Source organism: Brevundimonas sp., assembly GCF_024711105.1.
Classification (GTDB): domain Bacteria; phylum Pseudomonadota; class Alphaproteobacteria; order Caulobacterales; family Caulobacteraceae; genus Brevundimonas.
This window is the reverse complement of sequence record NZ_JANJTL010000056.1, coordinates 1-20,648: the sequence shown is the minus strand read 5'-3', so window position 1 is coordinate 20,648 and position 20,648 is coordinate 1. Positions and strand designations below refer to the sequence as shown.

Annotated in this window: 19 protein-coding genes, 2 tRNA genes and 1 pseudogene; 12 read left to right on the top strand and 10 right to left on the bottom strand. The window is 68.6% G+C overall.

Annotated features, from left to right (window positions below; genetic code table 11):
• Window positions 1-178: 178 nt before the first annotated feature.
• The 3 genes from rnr to Q0M60_RS04555 all read right to left on the bottom strand — a co-directional run bounded on the left by rnr (window position 179) and on the right by Q0M60_RS04555 (window position 4,381).
• Complete coding sequence (rnr, locus tag Q0M60_RS04565) at window positions 179-2,464, bottom strand: ribonuclease R (RefSeq protein WP_296816509.1); 2,286 nt, start codon at window positions 2,462-2,464, stop codon at window positions 179-181.
• 104 nt (window positions 2,465-2,568) lie between these two features.
• A complete protein-coding gene (gene glnA, locus Q0M60_RS04560; protein WP_296816506.1) occupies window positions 2,569-3,975 on the bottom strand; it encodes a type I glutamate--ammonia ligase in 1,407 nt (468 codons plus the stop codon).
• Window positions 3,976-4,042: 67 nt separating this feature from the next.
• Window positions 4,043-4,381: a P-II family nitrogen regulator gene (locus tag Q0M60_RS04555; protein WP_296816503.1), complete on the bottom strand. Its 339-nt coding sequence runs from the start codon at window positions 4,379-4,381 to the stop codon at window positions 4,043-4,045.
• 126 nt (window positions 4,382-4,507) lie between these two features.
• On the opposite strand from Q0M60_RS04555, the gene Q0M60_RS04550 reads away from it, so the two are divergent.
• Complete coding sequence (locus tag Q0M60_RS04550) at window positions 4,508-5,347, top strand: NAD(P)H-hydrate dehydratase (RefSeq protein ID WP_296816500.1); 840 nt, start codon at window positions 4,508-4,510, stop codon at window positions 5,345-5,347.
• Between the two features lie 11 nt (window positions 5,348-5,358).
• On the opposite strand, the gene Q0M60_RS04545 is transcribed toward Q0M60_RS04550, so the two are convergent.
• Complete coding sequence (locus Q0M60_RS04545) at window positions 5,359-5,619, bottom strand: hypothetical protein (RefSeq protein ID WP_296816497.1); 261 nt, start codon at window positions 5,617-5,619, stop codon at window positions 5,359-5,361.
• Window positions 5,620-5,705: 86 nt separating this feature from the next.
• A tRNA-Leu gene (locus Q0M60_RS04540) sits at window positions 5,706-5,790 on the bottom strand.
• A 198-nt stretch (window positions 5,791-5,988) separates the two neighbouring features.
• Here Q0M60_RS04540 and tig point away from each other — a divergent pair.
• From tig to Q0M60_RS04520, 4 genes are all read left to right on the top strand, one after another.
• Entirely contained in the window at window positions 5,989-7,332 is a 1,344-nt protein-coding gene (gene tig / locus Q0M60_RS04535; protein ID WP_296816512.1) for a trigger factor, read from the top strand.
• Between the two features lie 80 nt (window positions 7,333-7,412).
• Complete coding sequence (locus tag Q0M60_RS04530) at window positions 7,413-8,297, top strand: hypothetical protein (RefSeq protein ID WP_296816494.1); 885 nt, start codon at window positions 7,413-7,415, stop codon at window positions 8,295-8,297.
• 104 nt (window positions 8,298-8,401) lie between these two features.
• Entirely contained in the window at window positions 8,402-9,058 is a 657-nt protein-coding gene (locus Q0M60_RS04525) for an ATP-dependent Clp protease proteolytic subunit (protein WP_296816492.1), read from the top strand.
• Between the two features lie 4 nt (window positions 9,059-9,062).
• The gene (locus Q0M60_RS04520; protein WP_296816489.1) at window positions 9,063-10,172 is read left to right on the top strand and encodes a hypothetical protein; all 1,110 of its coding nucleotides are present in this window, start codon (window positions 9,063-9,065) and stop codon (window positions 10,170-10,172) included.
• Window positions 10,173-10,187: 15 nt separating this feature from the next.
• On the opposite strand, the gene Q0M60_RS04515 is transcribed toward Q0M60_RS04520, so the two are convergent.
• Window positions 10,188-10,814, bottom strand: coding sequence for an HAD-IB family hydrolase (locus Q0M60_RS04515; protein ID WP_296816487.1), 627 nt, complete (start codon window positions 10,812-10,814; stop codon window positions 10,188-10,190).
• 177 nt (window positions 10,815-10,991) lie between these two features.
• On the opposite strand from Q0M60_RS04515, the gene clpX reads away from it, so the two are divergent.
• Both clpX and Q0M60_RS04505 read left to right on the top strand, forming a co-directional pair.
• Window positions 10,992-12,260, top strand: a complete 1,269-nt coding sequence (gene clpX / locus Q0M60_RS04510; RefSeq protein ID WP_296816484.1) for an ATP-dependent Clp protease ATP-binding subunit ClpX — start codon at window positions 10,992-10,994, stop codon at window positions 12,258-12,260.
• 65 nt (window positions 12,261-12,325) lie between these two features.
• A complete protein-coding gene (locus tag Q0M60_RS04505; RefSeq protein ID WP_296816481.1) occupies window positions 12,326-13,300 on the top strand; it encodes a hypothetical protein in 975 nt (324 codons plus the stop codon).
• On the opposite strand, the gene msrB is transcribed toward Q0M60_RS04505, so the two are convergent.
• Together msrB and Q0M60_RS04495 are read right to left on the bottom strand one after the other, a co-directional pair.
• The gene (gene msrB / locus Q0M60_RS04500; protein WP_296816478.1) at window positions 13,198-13,677 is read right to left on the bottom strand and encodes a peptide-methionine (R)-S-oxide reductase MsrB; all 480 of its coding nucleotides are present in this window, start codon (window positions 13,675-13,677) and stop codon (window positions 13,198-13,200) included. The genes Q0M60_RS04505 and msrB overlap by 103 nt on opposite strands.
• Window positions 13,678-13,712: 35 nt before the next feature.
• The gene (locus Q0M60_RS04495) at window positions 13,713-15,254 is read right to left on the bottom strand and encodes a hypothetical protein (protein WP_296816476.1); all 1,542 of its coding nucleotides are present in this window, start codon (window positions 15,252-15,254) and stop codon (window positions 13,713-13,715) included.
• A gap of 129 nt (window positions 15,255-15,383) precedes the next feature.
• Between Q0M60_RS04495 and Q0M60_RS04490 the strand changes: the two genes are divergently transcribed.
• Together Q0M60_RS04490 and Q0M60_RS04485 are read left to right on the top strand one after the other, a co-directional pair.
• The gene (locus tag Q0M60_RS04490; protein ID WP_296816473.1) at window positions 15,384-17,360 is read left to right on the top strand and encodes an acetyl/propionyl/methylcrotonyl-CoA carboxylase subunit alpha; all 1,977 of its coding nucleotides are present in this window, start codon (window positions 15,384-15,386) and stop codon (window positions 17,358-17,360) included.
• A gap of 18 nt (window positions 17,361-17,378) precedes the next feature.
• Window positions 17,379-17,774 carry a DUF805 domain-containing protein gene (locus tag Q0M60_RS04485; RefSeq protein ID WP_296816470.1) on the top strand — a complete coding sequence of 132 codons (396 nt, stop codon included), beginning with the start codon at window positions 17,379-17,381 and terminating at the stop codon, window positions 17,772-17,774.
• Here the strand turns inward: Q0M60_RS04485 and Q0M60_RS04480 are convergent.
• Both Q0M60_RS04480 and lipB read right to left on the bottom strand, forming a co-directional pair.
• The gene (locus Q0M60_RS04480) at window positions 17,771-19,072 is read right to left on the bottom strand and encodes a hypothetical protein (protein WP_296816468.1); all 1,302 of its coding nucleotides are present in this window, start codon (window positions 19,070-19,072) and stop codon (window positions 17,771-17,773) included. The two genes, Q0M60_RS04485 and Q0M60_RS04480, sit on opposite strands and share 4 nt — an antisense overlap.
• A 78-nt stretch (window positions 19,073-19,150) precedes the next feature.
• Window positions 19,151-19,849, bottom strand: coding sequence for a lipoyl(octanoyl) transferase LipB (lipB, locus tag Q0M60_RS04475; RefSeq protein ID WP_296816465.1), 699 nt, complete (start codon window positions 19,847-19,849; stop codon window positions 19,151-19,153).
• A 105-nt stretch (window positions 19,850-19,954) separates the two neighbouring features.
• Here lipB and Q0M60_RS04470 point away from each other — a divergent pair, with 105 nt between their 5' ends.
• The 3 genes and pseudogenes from Q0M60_RS04470 to Q0M60_RS04460 all read left to right on the top strand — a co-directional run.
• A complete protein-coding gene (locus tag Q0M60_RS04470; protein WP_296816462.1) occupies window positions 19,955-20,245 on the top strand; it encodes a FliM/FliN family flagellar motor switch protein in 291 nt (96 codons plus the stop codon).
• A 63-nt stretch (window positions 20,246-20,308) separates the two neighbouring features.
• A tRNA-Leu gene (locus Q0M60_RS04465) sits at window positions 20,309-20,395 on the top strand.
• An 88-nt stretch (window positions 20,396-20,483) separates the two neighbouring features.
• Window positions 20,484-20,648: pseudogene (locus tag Q0M60_RS04460) on the top strand (magnesium transporter); the annotation flags it as partial.

Below are 20,648 nucleotides of genomic sequence, written 5' to 3'. Positions count from 1 at the left end.
CCCCCCCCCCCCTGGGGCCGCGCCCCGGCTCCGCGCCCGGCAAGCGAAGCGGCCGGTTGCGTGGAGGGTGAGGGGCTGCGTCGTTTCCGGAGAGGCCTGACGCCCTCATCCCCCGCATGGGCCTGCGCCCTGCGGGCTCCGGCATGCGGGTTCCCCCTTCTCCCCTCGGGAGAAGGACTCATCGGCGCCGCCCCTTCGGTCCCGAGCCCGGTTTCGGTCCGCCCGGACGGCCCTTGCCGCGAGGGGCGCCGCGTGGACCGCCGCGGTCGCGCATTCCATAGCGGGGGGCGGGGGCATTGGGGTCCGCCGCGTCGGGCTCGCTGAGCATTTCGAACAACAGGCCGCCGGTGAGCGGCGTGGCCTCGACGAGGCGGACCTGCACCTGGCGGCCGAGGTTCCAGCGTTTGCCGGAGCGCTGGCCGACCAGGGCGTGGGCGCGGTCGTCGTGGGTGAAGTATTCGTCGCCCAGCTGGCTGACCGGCACGAGACCGTCGGCGCCGGTCTCCTCCAGGCGGATAAACAGGCCGAAGCGCGTCACGCCGGTGACCCGGCCGGCGAACTCCGCGCCGACGCGGTCCGACAGGAAGGCGGCGACATAGCGGTCGTTGGCGTCGCGCTCCGCGGCCATGGAGCGGCGCTCGGTCATGGTGATGTGCTCAGCGATGCCTTCGAGCTGGCTGACCTCCTTGTCCGACAGACCGTCGTTTCCAAGGCCCAGCGCCCGGATCAGGCCGCGGTGCACGATCAGGTCGGCGTAGCGCCGGATCGGCGAGGTGAAGTGGGCGTAGCGCTGCAGGTTCAGGCCGAAGTGGCCGACGTTCTCAGGCGAATAGATGGCCTGCATCTGGGTGCGCAGCACGACCTCGTTGACGATATCCCCGTGGGGCCCGTCGCGGGTCTGTTCGAGCAGATCGTTGAAGCGGTGAGTCTTGGGCGGCTCGCCCTTGCTCCAGGGCATGCCGAGCGTGGAGAGGAAGTCGGCCAGGTTGAAGATCTTCTCCTGGCTCGGCGCGTCGTGGACCCGGTAGATCAGGGGCGTGCGCTTCTGCTCCAGCGTCTCGGCGGCCGCGACATTGGCCTGGATCATCATCTCCTCAATGAGCCGGTGGGCCTCCAGCGAAGTGCGCGGGGTGATGGAGACGACCTCGCCGTCCTCATCGAGCTTGATCTTGCGCTCCAGGGTCTCGATGGCCAGCGGGCCGCGCTTGAGCCGGCCCTTCAGCATGGTGTGGTAGGCGGCCCACAGAGGCTTGAGGATGGGCTCGAGGATTGGGCCGGAGATGTCGTCGGGCCGGCCGTCGATGGCCTCCTGCGCCTGCTCGTAGGAGAGCTTGGCCGCCGAGCGCATCAGGCCGCGCACGAAGGTGTGGGATTTCTTGGCGCCGTCCTTGTCGAAGACCATGCGCACCGCCAGGCAGGCGCGCTCCTCGCCCATGCGCAGACTGCACAGGTTAGACGACAGGGCGTGCGGCAGCATCGGCTCGACCCGATCCGGGAAGTAGGTCGAGTTGCCCTTGTCGCGCGCCTCGCGGTCCAGCGCCGAGCCCAGCCGGACGTAGGCGGCGACGTCGGCGATGGCGACCCAGACCACCCAGCCGCCCTTGTTCTTCGGATCCTCGTCCGGCTCGGCGTAGACGGCGTCGTCGTGGTCACGCGCGTCAGCCGGGTCGATGGTGATCAGGGGCACCCGGCGCAGGTCCTCGCGGCCCTTCAGCGTCGGCGGCTGGGCGGCCTCGGCCTCGTCTTCGGCGGCGACCGAGGAGCCGATCGGCAGGCCGTGGGTGTGGACCGCGATGAGCGAGGCGGCGCGGGGCTGGTCCTCGTGGCCGACGTTTTCCAGCACCTTGGCCTGGCGCGGGCCGTAGCGGCGCTCGCCGCCGCGCGGCTCGACCAGGACGAGGTCGCCGTCCTTGAAGTCGCGGCCCTCGCTCTCCGACAGGACGAAGCTGTCCTTCGACTTGCGGTCGACCGGCTCGACGCGGATCTCGCGGCGGCCCTTGCGGATGACGCCCAGCACGCGGTGGGCGCTCTGGCCGAGCTTCTTGATCAGCTTGGCTTCGACGGCCTCGCCGACGCGCTCGAAGCGGACCAGCACCCGGTCGCCCAGGCCGGGAGCCCCGGCGACGCGTTCGCCGGGATCGGGGGCCAGCCGGGCCAGCGGCGCGTCGGGGCCCGCCTTGACCAGCCGAACGAAGAGGTCGCCGTCGGCGTCGCGCTCGACGACATCGGCCACGCCGACCGGGGGCAGGGCGCCTGCCTCGGAGAAGCCCCTGCGGCCGCGCTTGCCGAGTTTGCCCTCGGCCTCAAGCTCCCGCAGCATCTCACGCAACGCGCGTCGCTCGGCGCCCTTGAGACCGAAGGCGCGGGCGATGTCGGCCTTCTCGGCCTCCCCGGCCTCCCTCAGGAAGCGGACCAGGGTCTCCTTGTCCGGCAGACCGGGCGTGCGGCGGGGCGTCTTGGCCATGGCGTCTCCTTAACGGTGAAGGTGCAACGCGCGAAGAGGCGAGGCGCTCAAACGAAAACGCCCGGAGCGGGGCTCCGGGCGTTTCCTGCAGAGGTCGGACGACCTCAGCAGCTGTAGTACATGTCGAACTCGACCGGGTGGGGGTGGAGCTGGAGGCGGGCCACCTCGATCTCCTTGAGTTCGATGTAGGCGTCGATGAAGTCGTCATCCATGACGCCGCCCTTCTTGAGGAAGGCCCGGTCCTTGTCGAGGCTGTCGAGCGCCTCGCGCAGGGAGCCGCAGACCTCCGGCACGTCCTTCCGCTCCTGCGGGGGCAGGTCGTAGAGGTTCTTGTCCATCGGCTGGCCGGGATCGATGCGATTCTCGATGCCGTCCAGGCCGGCCATGAGCAGGGCCACGAAGGTCAGGTAGGGGTTGCCCATCGGGTCCGGGAAGCGGGTCTCGATGCGCTTGGCCTTGGGCGAGCCGACCCACGGAATCCGGATCGAAGCCGAGCGATTGCGGCTGGAGTAGGCCAGCTTCACCGGCGCCTCGTAACCGGGGACCAGGCGCTTGTAGGAGTTGGTGGTCGAGTTGGCGAAGGCGTTGATCGCCTTGGCGTGCTTGATGATGCCGCCGATGTACCAGAGGCACAGGTCCGACAGGCCCGCGTACTTGTCGCCCGCGAAGAGCGGCTTGCCGCCCTTCCAGATCGACTGGTGCACGTGCATGCCTGAGCCGTTGTCGCCGAACATGGGCTTGGCCATGAAGGTCGCGGACTTGCCGTAGGCGGCGGCCACGTTGTGGATGACGTACTTATAGAGCTGCATCCGGTCGGCCATGGTCAGCAGGTCGCTGAACTTCAGGCCGAGTTCGTGCTGGGCGGGCGCCACCTCGTGGTGATGCTTCTCGGGCTCAAGGCCCAGCTCGCCCATGACCGCCAGCATCTCGCCGCGCAGGTCCTGGCCGCTGTCGACCGGATTGACCGGGAAGTAGCCGCCCTTGGGCCCCGGCCGGTGGCCGAGGTTGCCTTCCGGATAGGTCTTGCCGGTGTTCGCCGGCAGCTCGATGGAGTCGAAGCTGTAGCCGGTGTCGTGGGCCGCGGTGCTCCAGCGCACGTCGTCGAAGACGAAGAACTCGGCCTCGGGGCCGAAATAGACGGTGTCGCCGATGCCCAGCGACTGGACGTAGGCCAGCGCCTTGCGGGCCATGGAGCGCGGGTCGCGGTTGTAGGGCTCTCCGGTGTCCGGGTTCAGGACGTCGCAGAACAGGAAGAGCGTCGCCTGCTGATAGAAGGGATCGACGTAGGCCGTCGTCAGATCCGGCTTGAGCAGCATGTCGCTCTCGTTGATCGCCTTCCAGCCGGCGATCGAGGAGCCGTCGAACATGGTGCCTTCCTCAAGGAAGTCCTCGTCGACCATGCCGATGTCAAAGGTGACGTGCTGGAGCTTGCCTTTGGGGTCGGTGAAGCGGAGATCGACGTAGCGGATCTCCTCGTCCTTGATCCTTTTCAGGATGTCCGATGCGCTCATTTGATTAGTCCGTCTGGCTGGGGAGGATAAGAAAAACGGGCCGCTTTTGGCGGCCCGGGCGGGGAGGCTAGACGGCCTGAGGGCCGGTTTCGCCGGTACGGATGCGAATGACGTCGAGGATGTCGGAAACGAAGATCTTGCCGTCGCCGATCTTGCCCGTTCGGGCGGCCGAGACGATCGCCTCGGTGACGGCGCTGACCATGTCGTCCGGAACCACGACCTCGATCTTCAGCTTGGGCAGGAAGTCGATGACGTACTCGGCCCCGCGATACAGTTCGGAATGGCCTTTCTGACGGCCATATCCCTTGGCCTCGATCACGGTCATGCCCTGGACACCGATGTCCTGAAGGGCCTCCTTCACCTCATCGAGCTTGAAGGGCTTTATGACGGCTTCGATCTTTTTCATGGCGATTCCGGGCGGCGGGCCCGGGCTCAGAAGGGACATTGCATTGCAGCATAACGCAAGGGGCAAATCGTCCGGGGTCGGCGCAGAGGGCGTGCAGGGCGGTCAGCGTTGCAGCGGGGTCGCGCCGTGAGCGGCCTGGGCGTCAACGGCCCTTCGTTGTGGCTGGACCGCTATCCATGGCCGGCGGCGGACACGCACAAGCACGCGCGCGGGCGGCTCGGGGTCGTCAGCGGCCCCCAGCCGTCGAGCGGGGCGGCGCGGCTGGCCTGCCGGGGCGGTCTGAGGATCGGGGCGGGGACCTGCCGGCTGTTCTGTCCGCCCGAGGCCTTGCCGCTGCATGCGCCGGGCGTCGAGGCGGTGATGATCCAGAGCTTCCGGGACGCAGGCGAGCTCAAGTCGCTGGCGGAGGTGATGGCGGCATTGGTCATCGGACCGGCCGCGGGCCTGCGCCCGGAGACAGAGGCCTGGCTGCGCGCGGTCGCCGAGACCGAGGCCCGGCTGGTTATCGACGCTGACGCCCTGACCCTGTTCAGGGAGCGGTCTGAAGACCTGTTCGTACTGCTGCGGCAGGGCGATGTCCTGACGCCCCACGAGGGCGAGTTCGAGCGTCTCTGGCCTGGACTGCTGGAAGGCAAAGGGCGCGAGGCGGCGTGCCGCGAGGCGGCGCGGACCTCCGGCACGGTGGTGGTCCTGAAAGGGCAGGAGACGCTGATCGGGGCCCCGGACGGGCGGCTGGCGCGCAATCCGAACGGGACGCCGTGGCTCGCCACCGCCGGATCGGGCGACGTGCTAGCCGGCCTGATCGGTGGGCTAATGGCCCAGGGCATGGACAGCTTCGACGCGGCGTGCGCCGGCGTCTGGATCCACGCCGAGGCCGCCGGCCTGTTCGGCCCCGGCCTAATTGCAGAGGACCTGCCGGAGCTCGTCCCGCAGGTCCTCGCACGTCTGTGGAAAGAGCGGGGCTGACGCCCAGCGTCTTAGTCGGTTTCGCCGGCTTCCTGCTCGACCTGATCGGCCGCGGCGTCGCCTTGCTGCTCGACCGCGTCGGCCTGCTCGTTCAGAGCGGTCTCGGCGGCTTCGTTGTCGGTCTCACCGGCCTGTTCTTCCAGGGCGTCGGCCTGGGCTTCGGTGGTGTCCTCGATGACGTCCGCGCGTTCTTCAGCGGCTTCGTCCTGAGCGCTTTCGCAGGCGGCCAGGGACAGCGCGGCCAGGGCCGCGAGGGTGGTGCGAAGGATCATGTGTCGGAACTCCCTAAGTCGCACGTGCGACAATGGGCCAAACGCAGCCGACGCCATTCGGTTCACGCGTTCGTGAGGGGCGTGGCTGGTGCGGATGAGAGGACTCGAACCTCCACGCCTCGCGGCGCTGGAACCTAAATCCAGTGCGTCTACCAGTTCCGCCACATCCGCAGGTCCGCGCGGCTTATCGCCGAGGCGGCCGCGCGCGGCAAGCGCGGCCTACCGTTGACCTGACGGGCCCTAATCGACATAAGGGCGGGTCTTGAAAACGGCCGCCCAGACGGGCGGCGTTTTCCGTTTCAACCCATGCCGGCGCCGAGCCTTGATCCAGGGCGCCGCAGCTTTCGCGAAGACCGTTCCGCCATGTCCATCCAAGTCGTCGAAAAATCGGCCGAAGGCCTGTCGCGGGTCATCGCCGTCACCATCCCGCAGGACGACCTGAACGCCCGGCTGGACGCCAAGATCGCCGAGATCCAGCCGCAGATGAAGCTGAAGGGCTTCCGTCCCGGCAAGGTGCCCGCCTCGCACGTCCGCAAGATGTTCGGCCGCGAGCTGATGGGCGAGATCATCAACGATCAGGTCAATGAATCCAGCCAGAAGGCGCTGGACGAGGCCAAGGTCCGCCCGGCCGCCCCGGCCGAGATCAAGCCGACCTCGGACATGGACGAAGTCGTCGCCGGCAAGGCCGACCTGTCCTACGAGATGAGCCTCGAGGTCATGCCGGACTTCACCCCGGTCGATCCCAAGACGCTGAAGCTGACCCGCCCGACCTACGCCCCGACCGAGGCCGAGGTGGACGAGGCCGTCAACGAACTGGCCAGCCAGAACAAGTCCTTCGAGGACAAGGGCGGCAAGGCGCCCAAGGCCGCCGAGGGCGACCAGGTGATCATCGACTTCGTCGGCAAGATCGACGGCGAGGCCTTCGAAGGTGGCTCGGCCACGGACGCGCCGCTGGTGATCGGCTCGGGCCAGTTCATCCCCGGCTTCGAGGATCAACTCAAGGGCGCCAAGGTCGGCGACGAGAAGAAGGTCGAAGTCACCTTCCCCGAGGACTACGGCGCGGCCCACCTCGCCGGCAAGGCCGCGACCTTCGATGTGACCGTCAAGTCCGTGAAGGCCCCCAAGGCGTCCAAGGCGGACGAGGACTTCGCCAAGGCCATCGGCCTGGAGAGCCTGGACAAGCTGAAGGAGCTGGTCCGCCAGAACCTGGAGCAGCAGCACCAGCGCCAGTCGCGCTTCAAGCTGAAGCGCGCCCTGCTGGACGCGCTGGACACCGGCCATGACTTCCCGCTGCCGCCGCGCATGGTCGACGCCGAGTTCGAAGGCATCTGGCGCCAGGTCGAGGCCGACAAGAACGCCGGCCGCGGCGCGCCCGAGGACGAGGGCAAGTCCGAGGACGATCTCAAGGCCGAGTACCGCAAGATCGCCGAGCGCCGCGTGCGCCTGGGCCTGGTGCTGGCCGAGCTAGGCCGCGGCGCCAACGTCACCGTGTCGGACCAGGAGCTGTCCAACGCCATCATGAACGAGGCGCGCAACTATCCGGGGCAGGAACGCCAGGTGCTGGACTTCTACCGCCAGAACCCGAACGCCGCCGCCCAGCTGCGCGCCCCGATCTACGAAGAAAAGGTCTGCGACTGGATCTTCGACCAGGCCACCGTCACCGAGACCTCCGTCGACCGCGAGGAACTCTACAAGGACGACGACGCGGTCTGATTGCCGCCTTGTAACTTGCGTGCGCACGGGCCGGCGCTAGCGTCGGCCCGTCTGCGCGTCCGGGCCCGAGGGTGAGACACTTGCTGAGAACGCATCTTCCGCTCGCCGTCGCCGGCCTGCTCGTCGCGGGCGCCGCCCAGGCCCAGACTCAGCCGCCCTCGCAGCCCGGCACGACCGAGGTCGAGGGCGTGACCATCGAGGGCAACGTCCTTCGTGAGGTCATCACCGACTTCGTTGAGGAGGTCGGGGTCGCCCAGCGCGACCAGAACCTCGCCCGTTGGGACCGCCGCGTGTGCATCGGCGTGGTGAACATGGCGCCGCGCTTCGCCCAGGCCCTGGTCGACCAGGTTTCGGCCGTGGCCATGGCCGTCGGCCTCAATCCCGGCGATCCGGGATGCCGGCCCAACGTGCTGATCCTGGCGGATTCGAACGGTGACGCCTTGGCGCAGGCGCTGGTCGACCAGGACCCGCAGGTCTTCCGCCCCGACATCGGCAACACCAACCTCGGCCAGGCGGCGCTCGAGCGCTTCCGGACGTCGGGGGCGCCTGTGCGGTGGTGGCAGGTCACCTACACCCGCACGTCCCAGTTCGGCGTCACGGCGTCGCGCATTCGCGACAGCCACGAAGAGGCCATGGGCCACGTCATCATCATCCTGGACACCAGCCGCATCGGCTCGGTCTCGTTCGCCTCGCTGGCGGACTACGTCTCGATGATCGCGCTCGCCCAGGTCGACGCCCAGATCGACGCGCGGGCCTATGATTCCGTGTTCAACCTGTTCGCCGAGAACGGCTCGCGCACCCAGCGCATGACCGACTGGGACCTGGCCTATCTGCGCGCGCTCTATGCGATGCGCGGCGACGCGGCGAGCCCGGATCGGCAGCAGCGGGAGATCGCCTTCGCCCTGCGCCGGGAGCTGGAGGCCGCCGCCGCGCGCGACGCCGAGGAAGCCGCCCCGGCCGAGTGACGGGCCCGCCCCGCCTTGAAACAACACTTCGGCAAGGCGATATCCGCTTTAACGGCGGGGCGGCGGTGATTCGCCCCGCGAGCTGATCGAGAAAGCCGAAGCCTATGCGCGACCCCGTCGAACACCTGACCATGAACCTCGTGCCGATGGTGGTCGAGCAGACCAGCCGGGGCGAGCGCGCCTACGACATCTTCTCGCGGATGCTGAAGGAGCGGATCATCTTCCTGACCGGTCCGGTCGAGGACGGCATGGCCTCGCTGATCTGCGCCCAGCTTCTCTTCCTGGAGTCCGAGAACCCCAAGAAGGAGATCGCCATGTACATCAACTCGCCCGGCGGCGTGGTGACCTCGGGCTTCTCGATCTACGACACCATGCAGTACATCAAATGCCCGGTCTCGACCGTGTGCATGGGCATGGCGGCCTCGATGGGCTCGTTCCTGCTGACCGCCGGCGAGAAGGGCCAGCGCATCGCGCTGCCGAACGCGCGCATCATGGTGCACCAGCCGTCCGGCGGCTTCCGCGGCCAGGCCTCCGACATCGAGCGCCACGCCGAGGACATCATCAAGACCAAGCGGCAGCTGAACGAGCTCTATTCCAAGCACACCGGCCAGCCGATCGAGGTCATCGAGCGCACCCTGGACCGCGACTATTTCATGAGCGCCGAGGAGGCCAAGGCCTTCGGCCTGATCGACCACGTCTACGAACGCCGCGAGGAGAACCCGGCGCCGATCACCCCGGCCCAGGACGACAAGAAGGCCTGATGCGATGAGGGCGGCGCTGCTCGGGCTCGCCGCCTTCTTCCTCACCGCATGCGCGCCCCGCGCCGCCGACCCCGTACCCCAGGCGCGCTACGCGACGGCTGGGGAGGTGATCGCAACCTATTCGCGCCCGGGCGCATCCCTTCGCGACGCCGAGGGACGCGACAGCCAGCGCGTCACGATCTGGTACCCGGCGGCGCAAGGGGTTGAGGCGACGCCACGGCTGATCGGCTCGGAGCCGACGCCCTTCTTCATTTCTGGCGAGGCCGCGGATGACGCGCCATTCGCGCAAGGAGCGAAGCGGCTGCCCCTGATCGTCGTATCCCACGGCTTCGGCGGCTCTGCGCGGCAGCTGGCCTGGCTGGGAACCGCCCTGGCGCGCGAAGGCTATGTCGTGGTCGCGGTCGACCATCCCGGCAACAACGGCTTCGACGACCGCACGCCCGAGGGCGCGCTGCTCTACTGGGAGCGGTCCGACGACCTCCGCCACGCCATCGACGCCGTGCTGGCCGATCCGGAGTGGGGGCCGCGCATCGATCCCGAGCGCACCGGCGCCGTCGGCTATTCGATGGGTTGGGCCAGCGTGCTGATTCAGCTGGGCGTCCGGCCGGACCGGGCGGCGTTCGCGGCCCACTGTCGGCGAGCGCCGGACGCTGCCCTGTGCGCGCCCACCGTCTCCGACGGGGACTTCGGCACGGCGAACCGGACCGAGGTGCTGAACGCCTCGGAGGCCATCCGCGCCTCAGTCGCGACGGAGTTCGACGCCCGGCGTGACGACCGGCTCGACGCCGCCCTGCTTATCGCGCCTGCGCTCGGCCCTGTGCTGTCGCGCGCGGACCTGGCCCAGGTGTCCGCGCCGATCCTGATCCTGCAGGGGGACCGGGACACCACCACGCCCGCGGCGGAGAACGCCCGGGCCTTCTCCGAGGCCCTGCCCAACGATCGTCTGGTCATTCTGGAGGGGGTCGAGCACACGGCCTTCCTCGGCCTGTGCGGCATGGCCGCGCGCGTGCGTTACGCGCCGCTGTGCGGCGGAGCCGTGCCGCGGGAGGAGACCCACCGGCGCGTGATCGAGGAGGCGGTCAGCTTCTTCGGCGAGGCGCTGTCGCGCCCCTGAGCGGACGCGGTGGCTTCAGGGCCGCCGCTTGAACCCCCGCCAGCCCTTGTGGTCGGCGATGGCCAGCATCTCGTGGTCGCCCGAGGTGTCGCCATAGGCGGCGGCCAGACGAACGTCCTCGCCGTAGACGGCGCGCAGCCGGTCGACCTTCTCCTGGCCCCGGCAGTTCGGACTTGCGAAGGCGCCGGTGATCCGGCCTTGCGCGTCGACCGCCAGGCGCGTGCCGATCAGGGCCTCGGCGCCGAGGCGCTGGGCGAAGGGCGCGACGGTGACGGCGGGCGAGGCGGTCACGATCACGCGGTGCGCGCCCTTCTCACCCCAGCCGTTCCAGCACTCCAGCGCGTCCGGCCGCATCATCCGCGCCCAATGCACGGCGCAGAAGTCCTCGGCTTCCCGCTCCAACAGGGCCAGCGGCCTGCCGAGCAGGAACTGACGCGTGGCGGCGGCCTTGAGCCGCCCCCGGTCACGGTGGCCAAGGTAGGCGACCAGCGCGGGCGTCATGGCCGCGATTCCCGCCGCATAGGCCGCCTGGCCGACGCGCCAGCGCAGAAAGGCGGTGTAGCTGTCCCTGACCGTCATCGTGCCGTCGAAATCGAAGGCCACGATGGTCCCGGGCTGGCGCGAAGGGCGTTCAGCCTCCATTTAGACAGCTTCCTGACAATCGCCGTAGTGCGACGTTTGCCCCGAACGCTTGGGGTGGACGTTTCGTTCGGGCGTTGTCATTCTTTCAAAACCTCTCGGCCCGTATCCTGCAGTGGGACGGTCGGGGAGGCGAGGCAAGTCCCGTTCCGGGTGACCTCGCGTGTGTAGGACGATCTGATGACCAAGGCCGCCGGCGGCGAATCCAAGAGCACCCTCTACTGCTCCTTCTGCGGAAAGAGCCAGCATGAGGTCCGCAAGCTCATCGCGGGTCCGACCGTGTTCATCTGCGATGAATGCGTCGAACTCTGCATGGATATCATCCGTGAAGAGCACAAGATCGGCTTCGTGAAGACCAAGGACGGGGTCCCCACGCCGCGCGAAATCCGCAAGGTGCTGGACGACTACGTCATCGGCCAGGACCACGCCAAGAAGGTCCTCTCGGTCGCCGTCCACAACCACTACAAGCGCCTGAACCACGCGACGAAGAACAACGACGTCGAGCTGGCCAAGTCGAACATCATGCTCATCGGGCCGACCGGCTCGGGCAAGACGCTGCTGGCCCAGACGCTGGCGCGCATCATCGACGTGCCCTTCACCATGGCCGACGCCACGACGCTGACCGAAGCCGGTTATGTGGGCGAGGATGTCGAGAACATCGTCCTCAAGCTGCTGCAGGCGGCCGATTACAACGTCGAGCGGGCCCAGCGCGGCATCGTCTACATCGACGAGATCGACAAGATTTCGCGCAAGTCCGACAACCCCTCCATCACCCGCGACGTGTCGGGCGAGGGCGTGCAGCAGGCCTTGCTCAAGATCATGGAAGGCACCGTCGCCTCGGTGCCTCCGCAAGGCGGCCGCAAGCATCCGCAACAGGAGTTCCTGCAGGTCGACACGACCAACATCCTCTTCATCGTCGGTGGCGCCTTCGCCGGCCTGGAGAAGGTGATCTCGGCGCGCGGCGCCGGCGCCTCGATCGGCTTCGGCGCGACCGTCAAGGAGATCGACGAGCGCCGCACGGGCGAGATCCTGCGCGGCGTCGAGCCCGACGACCTGATGCGCTTCGGCCTGATTCCCGAGTTCATCGGCCGCCTGCCGGTGCTGGCCACCCTCGAGGACCTCGACGAGGCGGCCCTGGTCACCATCCTGACCGAGCCGAAGAACGCCCTGGTCAAGCAGTACGCCCGTCTCTTCGAGATGGAGAACGTGGCCCTGACCTTCACCGACGACGCGCTCTCGGCCGTCGCCAAGAAGGCCATCACCCGCAAGACCGGCGCGCGCGGCCTGCGCTCGATCCTGGAAGGCATCCTGCTCGAGACCATGTTCGAGCTGCCGACCTTCGAGGGCGTCGAGGAAGTCGTGGTCAACGCCGAGGTCATCGAAGGCCGGGCCCAGCCCCTGCTGATCTACTCGGAATCCAAGAAGAAGACGGCCGACGGCGCGGCCTGAGCCGTCGCCGCTGACCGCAGCCCCGGATTAGGCTAAGCTCTCACCGCGAACGCGGGAGGGGGCTCATGCGCGCGACATTCTCCGTCACCGAAGCTGTCGGCTCGGGCTGGTCCGTCCTGCGGAGGCATTCGGGCGCGGTCGTGGCCTGGGCCGTGGTCTATGCGCTTATGGTCGGCGGCATGCTGGCCGTGATGGCCTACGGCCTGTCCGGGATGCTCGAGAATCTGCCTGAGACCCCGGAGGATCTCGGGGTTTTCGACAACCTCGAATGGCAACTGCGCATGCAGATGCTGATGTCTCCGTTGAACGGGCTTGGCCTTCTCGTCGAGGGGATCGTCGGCGCCGCGATCATTCGCGCCGTCCTGGCAGGTCGGCGCGGCTTCGCCTGGGTGAGCTTCTGGGTTCAGGAGTTCCTGCTGATCGTGATTCAGCTCGTGGTGGCGATCGGCCTGTGCGTGATCGCCATTCCGCTCGGGATCCTGGCGGTCCTGCTCGGCGTCGCCCTGTGGCAGGCGGAGCCCATGATTGGCCTCGTCGCCGGGACGCTAGCCGGTGGGGCGGTTGTGGCCCTGCTGCTCTGGCTGGGCCTGAGGTTGTCGCTGGTCGGCCCGGCGAGCGTGGCGACGCGCCGACTGGCGTTCGCCGAGGGGTGGCGGCTGTCGCAAGGACAGACCGGCGCTTTGCTGATGACGGGCGTCCTCTCCGTCGTAGTCATTCTCGTGGTCGAGATCGCGGTCTTCGCGCTGCTGGCGGTGATCGTCTGGGCTGGATACCTGGCCGGGATCCGCATTCCGTTCGAAGAGATTGATCCGCAGACCTTTGACCCGGAGGCGCTGCGGCCGCTGCTGGTACCGGGTCTGATCGCCCTGCTAGTCATTTGCCTGATCCAGGCCTTCCTCAACCTGCTGTGGCAGGCGCCCTGGGCCTCGGCCTATGCTCAGCTGAGCTCCGCGCGGGCCTCCTCGTCGCCCCTGGAAAGCGGGTCGGACAGCGGCTCATCGTCCGCGACGAACGCCAGCGACACCGAGTTGATGCAGTAGCGCTCGCCCGTGGGCGGCGGGCCGTCGGGGAAGACGTGACCCTGGTGGCTGTCGCAGCGCGCGCAGCGGGTCTCAATGCGGACCATGCCGTAGGAGGTGTCGCGCACGCCCCGGACGTGGTCGGGGTGAATCGGAGCGTTGAAGCTGGGCCAGCCGGTGCCGCTCTCGAACTTGGTCTGGGCGCGGAACAGGGGCAGGCCACACAGTCGGCAGGCGTAGAGCCCGGGACGTTTCTCGCTCAGCAGGCCGCCGCAGAAGGGGGCCTCGGTGCCGTGGTTCAGCAGGACCCGGCGCTCCTCGGAATCGAGGCCCGCCTCCAGCCGGAGACGGGCCTCGTTCGAAGGTGGGGTCAGGTCGAAGGGGGAAGGGGCGCTCATCCCTGAAAGATGGCGAGCGCCCCGTCCCGTTTCAATCAGCCGCCGAACAGGCTCTGTACCCAGGTCCGAACCGCGGCGTCGTCAACCGGATTGCCCGCATAGGCCAAGCCCTGGACCGGGGTGTGGGGCGTGTTCGACGGACGGGCGCGGCCCAGCCAGGTCTTGATGCCGTAGTTCAGGAAGCCCTGGCCCGACGGCAGCGGCTGGCGGTCGATCTCGAAGTGGATCGAGTCCGCGCCGGTCGGCGTGCCGGCGACGCGCACGTTCGGCAGGGTCACCAGCATGTCGACGACGTCGAGACAGGCGTTACGGCATCCGGCGTCGACCAGGACGACCACATTGCCGCGCATCGGGTTCGTCGGCGCAGCCGGCGCGACCGGAGGCGGCGCTTCGCCGGTGGCGGTTTCCTCGCCCTCGGCGGTCGTGCCCTCAACCGAGGCGGCCTCGACGGCCGGGATCGGCGGAACGATCGGCTGGGTGAAGGTCCGCTGACCCGCGGCCAGGGCCTCGTCGAAGCGGGTGACCAGCTCCTGCATGGCGCGCACCGAGCCCGGGTAGTTGTAGGCGAAGGCGGCGTCGCCCTGCATCCGGCCCAGAACGTCCGCGTAGAAGTCGCGGTTATCCTGGGACACGCGGTAGACGATCTCGCCCGAGATGTTCTGCTGGGCGACGCGGTAGTCAACGCCCCACAGGCGGTTGGCCAGGCTGTAGCCCAGCGCCGGGGAGCCATCCATGGCGCCGCGCAGGTCGATCACGACGTTGCCGCCTCGGATCGCATCCAGCTGGGCGTCGATCTGGGCCAGGAAGCCCTCGGAACCGGCCTGGGTCAGGTCATGGACGTGGATCCAGTGGCCGCCCGGGAAGCTCTCGAGCGCCAGCGGGGTCTGGGGGGTATAGACGGTGGCCGCCCAGGCCGTGCGACGCTCGGCTTCGGTGGCGAAGCCCGAAGTGATGCGGAAATCGCGGTTGCGCCGACCGACAGTGAACTCGCACTCGCCGGGCAGGCCGCCGATGAAGGGGTTGCCGCGGTCCCAGAACAGGTAGGGCGCCGTCATGACGCGGTCGGCCTCGAGATCAAGTTCACCTTCCCAGCCGTCCAGCCGGCGGCGCGCGAACTGCTCGGCGGCGACGCCATCGCACGACACCAGCCGGGCGCCGATCGGCGGCAGGTCACGAACGCCGGGCTTCACCCAGGTCACCTCGTAGCCGCCATTGCGCCAGCCGACCGTGAAGTTGGTCCAGGCCACGCCGTCCCACAGCGGGGCGCGCTGCCAGTTGGGCTCGAACCAGATGTTCGTGTCGCCGAGGCTGCGGGCGTAGCCGCGCATCAGGTAGGAATAGTCCAGGGCGTCGCGGACATCGCCGATGCGGCCTTGCGCTTCGGTCAGGCCGGTCTGGAGCTGGGCGTTGAAGGCGCCTTCCTGGCCGCCGACCACCAGGGCGGGGTGGTTTTCGCGCAGTTCGGTCTGGATGGCCTGCAGGTCCTGGCGGGCGGCCGCCTGCCAGTCGACGGTCTGGGCGATCGCCGTTCCGGACATCAGGGCCAGGCTCAGGCCGGCGAGAGCGAGGGTCTTCATGGGCGTGGGTCCTTTCGGGACGAACGTCACAGGGAGGGTGGCGGAGGTTAAAGCCGATGCACCGCCCGTTTGCCAACCCCGGACAGCCGGGCTAGGCAACGCCCTTCGCCAGATGAGCGAAGGATGGGCATGTTCACGAAGATACTGATCGCTAATCGCGGCGAAATCGCGGTCAGGATCATCCGCACCTGCCGGCGCATGGGGATCGCCACGGTCCAGGTCTATTCGGAGGCCGATGCGGACTCCCTGGCCGTGGAGATGGCCGACGAGGCCGTGCTGATCGGACCGGCGCCAGCGTCGGAATCCTATCTGGTCGCCGACAAGATCATAGCGGCGGCCCGCCAGACGGGCGCGGAAGCGATCCATCCGGGCTTTGGCTTCCTCAGCGAAAACGCGGCCTTCGCCAGGCGACTGCGCGACGAGGGCATCGCCTTCATCGGCCCTAACCCAGAGGCCATTGAGGCCATGGGCGACAAGATCACCTCCAAGAAGTTCGCCGCCGAGGCGGGCGTCTCGACGGTGCCCGGCCACATGGGCCTCATCGAGACGCCGGAGGAGGCCGTCCGGATCGCGCGCGCGATCGGCTATCCTGTGATGATCAAGGCTTCGGCCGGGGGCGGGGGCAAGGGCATCCGCGTCGCTCACGGCGACGACGACATGGCGGAAGGATTCTCCGCGGTGACGGCCGAGGCGCTGAACGCCTTCGGCGACGACCGGGTCTTCCTCGAGAAGTTCATCGTCGACCCGCGCCACGTCGAGATCCAGGTGCTGGGCGACAAGCACGGCAACATCGTCCACCTGTTCGAGCGCGAGTGCTCGATCCAGCGCCGCAACCAGAAAGTCATCGAGGAGGCGCCGTCTCCCCTGCTGGACGAGGAGGCGCGCGCGGCCATGGGGGCCCAGGCGGTCGCCCTGGCGCGTGCCGTGGGCTACGATTCCGCCGGCACGGTCGAGTTCGTGGCCGGCCAGGACAAGTCCTTCTACTTCCTGGAGATGAACACCCGCATCCAGGTCGAGCATCCGGTCACGGAGCTGATCACCGGGGTGGATCTGATCGAGCAGATGATCCGCTCGGCGGCCGGGCAGGCGCTGGCCTTCCGGCAGGAAGACCTGAAGATCGATGGCTGGGCCATCGAGAGCCGCCTCTACGCCGAAGACCCGTATCGCGGTTTCCTGCCCTCGATCGGTCGGATGGTTCGCTATCGCCAGCCGGAGCCGGGCCGGCAGGATGACGGGACCATCGTGCGCAACGATTCCGGTGTCCGCGAGGGCGACGAGATCTCGATGTTCTACGACCCCATGATCGCCAAGCTGTGCGTCTGGGGCCCGACCCGAGAGGCCGCTGTGGACGGCATGAGCCGCGCGCTGGAGGCGACCCACCTGGAGGGGCTTGGTCACAACCTGCCTTTCCTGGCGGCGGTGATGGATCAGGAGCGGTTTCGTTCGGGCGCGCTGTCGACCAGCTACATCAAGGACGAGTTCCCCGACGGCTTCCAGGGGACCGAGCCGACGCCGTTCCAGATCGACCTGATGACGGCCGCCGGCGTGATGATGCACGCCTTCGAACGCGCCCGGTCTCCGCGCGCGGCGCGGCTCGACTGGACGGTGCTGGTCGCCGGCCAGACGCGGCACGTCAGCCTCGACCTGGGCGGCGAGGGCCTGACCGTGACCCTGGACGACGGGCGGGTGCTGCGCCTCACGGACGCGCACTGGCGGCCGGGCGATCCGCAATTCAAAGGCGTGCTGGACGGGACGCCCTTTACCGCCGAGGTGAAGCGCAAGGCCGACGGCTTCGAGATTCGGCACCGGGCCGCCCGCCAGCGGGTGCGCGTCTTCACCCCGGACATCGCCGAGCTTCACAGCCGCCTGCCCGAGAAACAGGGCGCCGACACCGCCAAGCTGATCGTCTCGCCCATGCCCGGGCTGGTCGTGTCTCTGGAGGTCCAGGCGGGCGACGAGGTCAAGGCGGGCCAGACGGTGGCCGTGATCGAGGCCATGAAGATGCAGAACATTATCCGGGCCGAGCGCGACGGCGTGGTCAAGGCGACGGGCCCCAAGGCCGGCGACAGCGTCGCCGCCGACGAGGTGCTGGTCGAGTTCGCGTGATCGTCGGATAATGACGCCATGAACCAGCGCATCGACTGGCCCGAACTGTTCTTCTCATCGTCCGGCCGGGTCGGGCGGCTGCCCTTCCTGCTGGCGGCCGTGCTGCTGATCGTGCTGCTGGCGCTGTATCAGTCGGCGCTGGGGGACAACGTGTTCACCGGCGTGTTCGCCTATCCGATCCTGTTCTTCTCGGGCGCCTGCGTGCTGTCCAAGCGGCTGCACGACCGGGGCCGCAGCGGCTGGTGGACGGCGGTGATCCTGTTCGCCTTCATCATGGTCTGGCCGCACCCGGAGGGCGTGCTCGACATGCTGGGCGTCCTGGTGATGATCTGGGCCATCGTCGAGCTGGCGCTGATGCCGTCCGAGCAGGGTTCCAACCGCTACGGGCCCAACCCTATGCGGGCTCTGATCTAGAAGGCCGCCGTCGCCGGATCGAAGCGCGCGTCGGCCACGGCGACGGCCAGGTCGGTCGCCAGCTGCTCGCCGCCGATGGCTGACACCGACTCGATGAAGTGCGTCGCGGTGACCGTCTCGACGCCCTGGGTCCGCCGCACATAGTCCCGCCAGACGGCGTAGAGGCCGTCGCTGTCGGGCGCCTCGCGCAGCAGCGCCTGGTGCAGGGCCAGGTTGACGACCATCCCGCAGGAATAGGGGACCTCGGTGTCGCCCTCCGAGATCGCTCGCCGGATCGAGCGGCCGGCGAGCTTTTCGGCGCACTCGGCGCGCGCATTGGCGATCACGGCCTCGACTCCAGCGGCCTGATCGGGCCGGCCTTCCATAAGGGCGAGGGCGGCTAAGGCTTCGGCGCCGCCTTCATGGATCCAGTAGCCGTCGCGGGCGGTGGTGTAGGTCTGGCGCTGGTAGAGGTGGGCCGCCTCGTGGGCGAAGTGCCATGACAGGCCGTCGGCGAATCCGCCGCGGGCCATCTCCTCGTTCCAGAACGACCCGTAGAAGTGGATGAAAACCTGTCCCGGCAGGGTCCCGCCCTGACGGCCGTAGCTGCCGTCCACGACCGAGGTGTCCCAGGAGGCGAACAGCATCGGCGGGGCGTCCAGCACGCCCAGACGTGCGGCGAACTGGTCCATGAAGCGCGGCAGCTCGGCCATCAGCTGGTCACGGATCACCGGCGGCAGCGCTTCGTCGATCACGGCGACCACCGCCTCGGAGGCCACCGGCCGGGCCGGACCGACATAGATGTTGGTCCCCTGACCCGCGTCGATCCAGGCCGCGGACCCTCGGGTGATCTCGCCGTTGACCAGCACGTTCAGCGACGGGTCAGCCGCGAGGGTGACGGCCCAGCGCTCGTCGCCGCCACAGACCTGAGGGCAGGCGAAGAAGCGGCCGGTGTAGGCCAGCATCCCGCCGTCGCCGAACGGCGAGAAGGGCGCATAGTCCATCGGCAGCTCGCGATAGCGGGGCAGGAGCGTCACCTCGGCCTGCAAGAAGGCGGCGCCGTCGCGGCGGCGCAGGACCTCGCCTTCGTCGGTGGCCACGATCTCGAAACCCTCGCCGGGCGTCCAGTCGCGCGTCCGGCTATCATCCGGCGAGCGGGCGAAGGCCAGCCGTGTCGCCGGAGCGGCGAGCCGGTAGGTCACGGTCCAGGCCTCGCGTCCGTTGGCCGCGATGTCGACGCGCACGGCGCCCGTGTCCTGGGCGTGGGCCGCGAAGGCGGCGCTGATGAGGGCGAGGGCGGCGAGAAGTCGCTTGAACACGATCGCATCCTGGTTTGCGGTTCACGGCCCGATGAAGCGTGACCGTGGCGCCAACAGGGCGGAATCCCTACGGATAATTCACCCGGCCGGCGGGGCCGCCGCTTCGACAGGGCCGAAGACCGACCGGAAGGAAGCTTGGAGAGCCGCGTCCGCCTCGTCCATGGTCACCGGGAGGCCGAGGTCGACGAGGCTGGTCACGCCGTGCTCGCGAATGCCACACGGGACGATGCCGCCGAAGTGGGACAGGTCCGGCTCGACGTTCAGGCTGATCCCGTGGAAGCTGACCCAGCGCCGGATCTTCACCCCGATGGCGGCGATCTTGTCCTCGCGGACCTGGCCGGCCTCTCGCCGTTCCACCCAGACGCCGACGCGGCCGTCGCGCGCCCCGGCCTCGACGTTGAAGTCGGCCAGGGCCCCGATGACCCAGGCCTCGAGCCCGCGCACGAAGCGGCGCACGTCCCGGCCGCGTTCGCGCAGGTCCAGCATCACATAGGCCACCCGCTGCCCAGGCCCATGGTAGGTGAACTGGCCGCCGCGCCCGGTCTCGAAGACCGGGATATCGCCCGGCGCCAGCAGGTCCTCGGCCTTCGACGAAACGCCCGCCGTGTAGAGTGGCGGATGCTCGAGCAGCCAGATCAGTTCGCCCGCCGAACCCTCGGCGATGGCGGCCGCCCGGGCTTCCATGGCCGCGACCGCGTCGGGGTAGGCGATCCGCCCGGGCGACACCGCCCAGCCGGCCGACCGACCGTCGGCGCGCTTGAGGATTTCGAGGTCCATGCGCGCCAGATGGCCGCGAAAGCCGCTTTCGGCAAGCGGGCTTAACGGCGCGTCAAGCATAAGGCCCGCAAGGTCGCCTCCTGTCGCCGTGCGTATGGAGTTCGAGTGTCGGTCTGGGGCGTTGCGGGGAAAGTGTCGGGCGTGAGCGATCAGGTCGCAGCAGTGAAGGTGGAGATCTCGGTCGTGCTTGGCCGCTCCAGCCTGCCCATGCAGCAGCTGCTGCGCATGGGCCGCGGCGCCGTGATCCCGCTCGACGCGGGCGAGGCCGACGAGGTCTGGATCCTCGCCAACAATCACCCGGTCGCGCGCGGCGAGATCGCCATCTCCGACGACCGCATCTCCATCGTCGTGACGCGCCCGGCGGACGTCTACGACTTCATGGCCGGGGCGGCGTAGAAGCTCGCTCGCGCCTCTTCCCTTTCGGTTCAGCCTCCGCTATTCCCCCGCGCTCCGATGCGAGCGGTCGTGGCGGAATTGGTAGACGCGCAGCGTTGAGGTCGCTGTTCCCTAACCGGAGTGGAAGTTCGAGTCTTCTCGACCGCACCATCCTGCTTCGCCCTGAAGGGCTTCGCAGGACGCATCGATCTGAAAGGGTCAAAGCCATAGGGCTGTAGTTGAAGAGGAGGGCGAGCCTGTGAGCAGCGACGTCGCCCGCCTGTCCGAAACCGAAGCCGCCCAGCTGCTGGAAGACCTGGCGCTGGGTGAGGACTACGCCCTCACTTCCGAATACGTCGAGATGGTCGTCGACGCCGCGGACCGCGGCGACGGCATGCGGCTGCGCGAGCTGATCTCGGCCCTG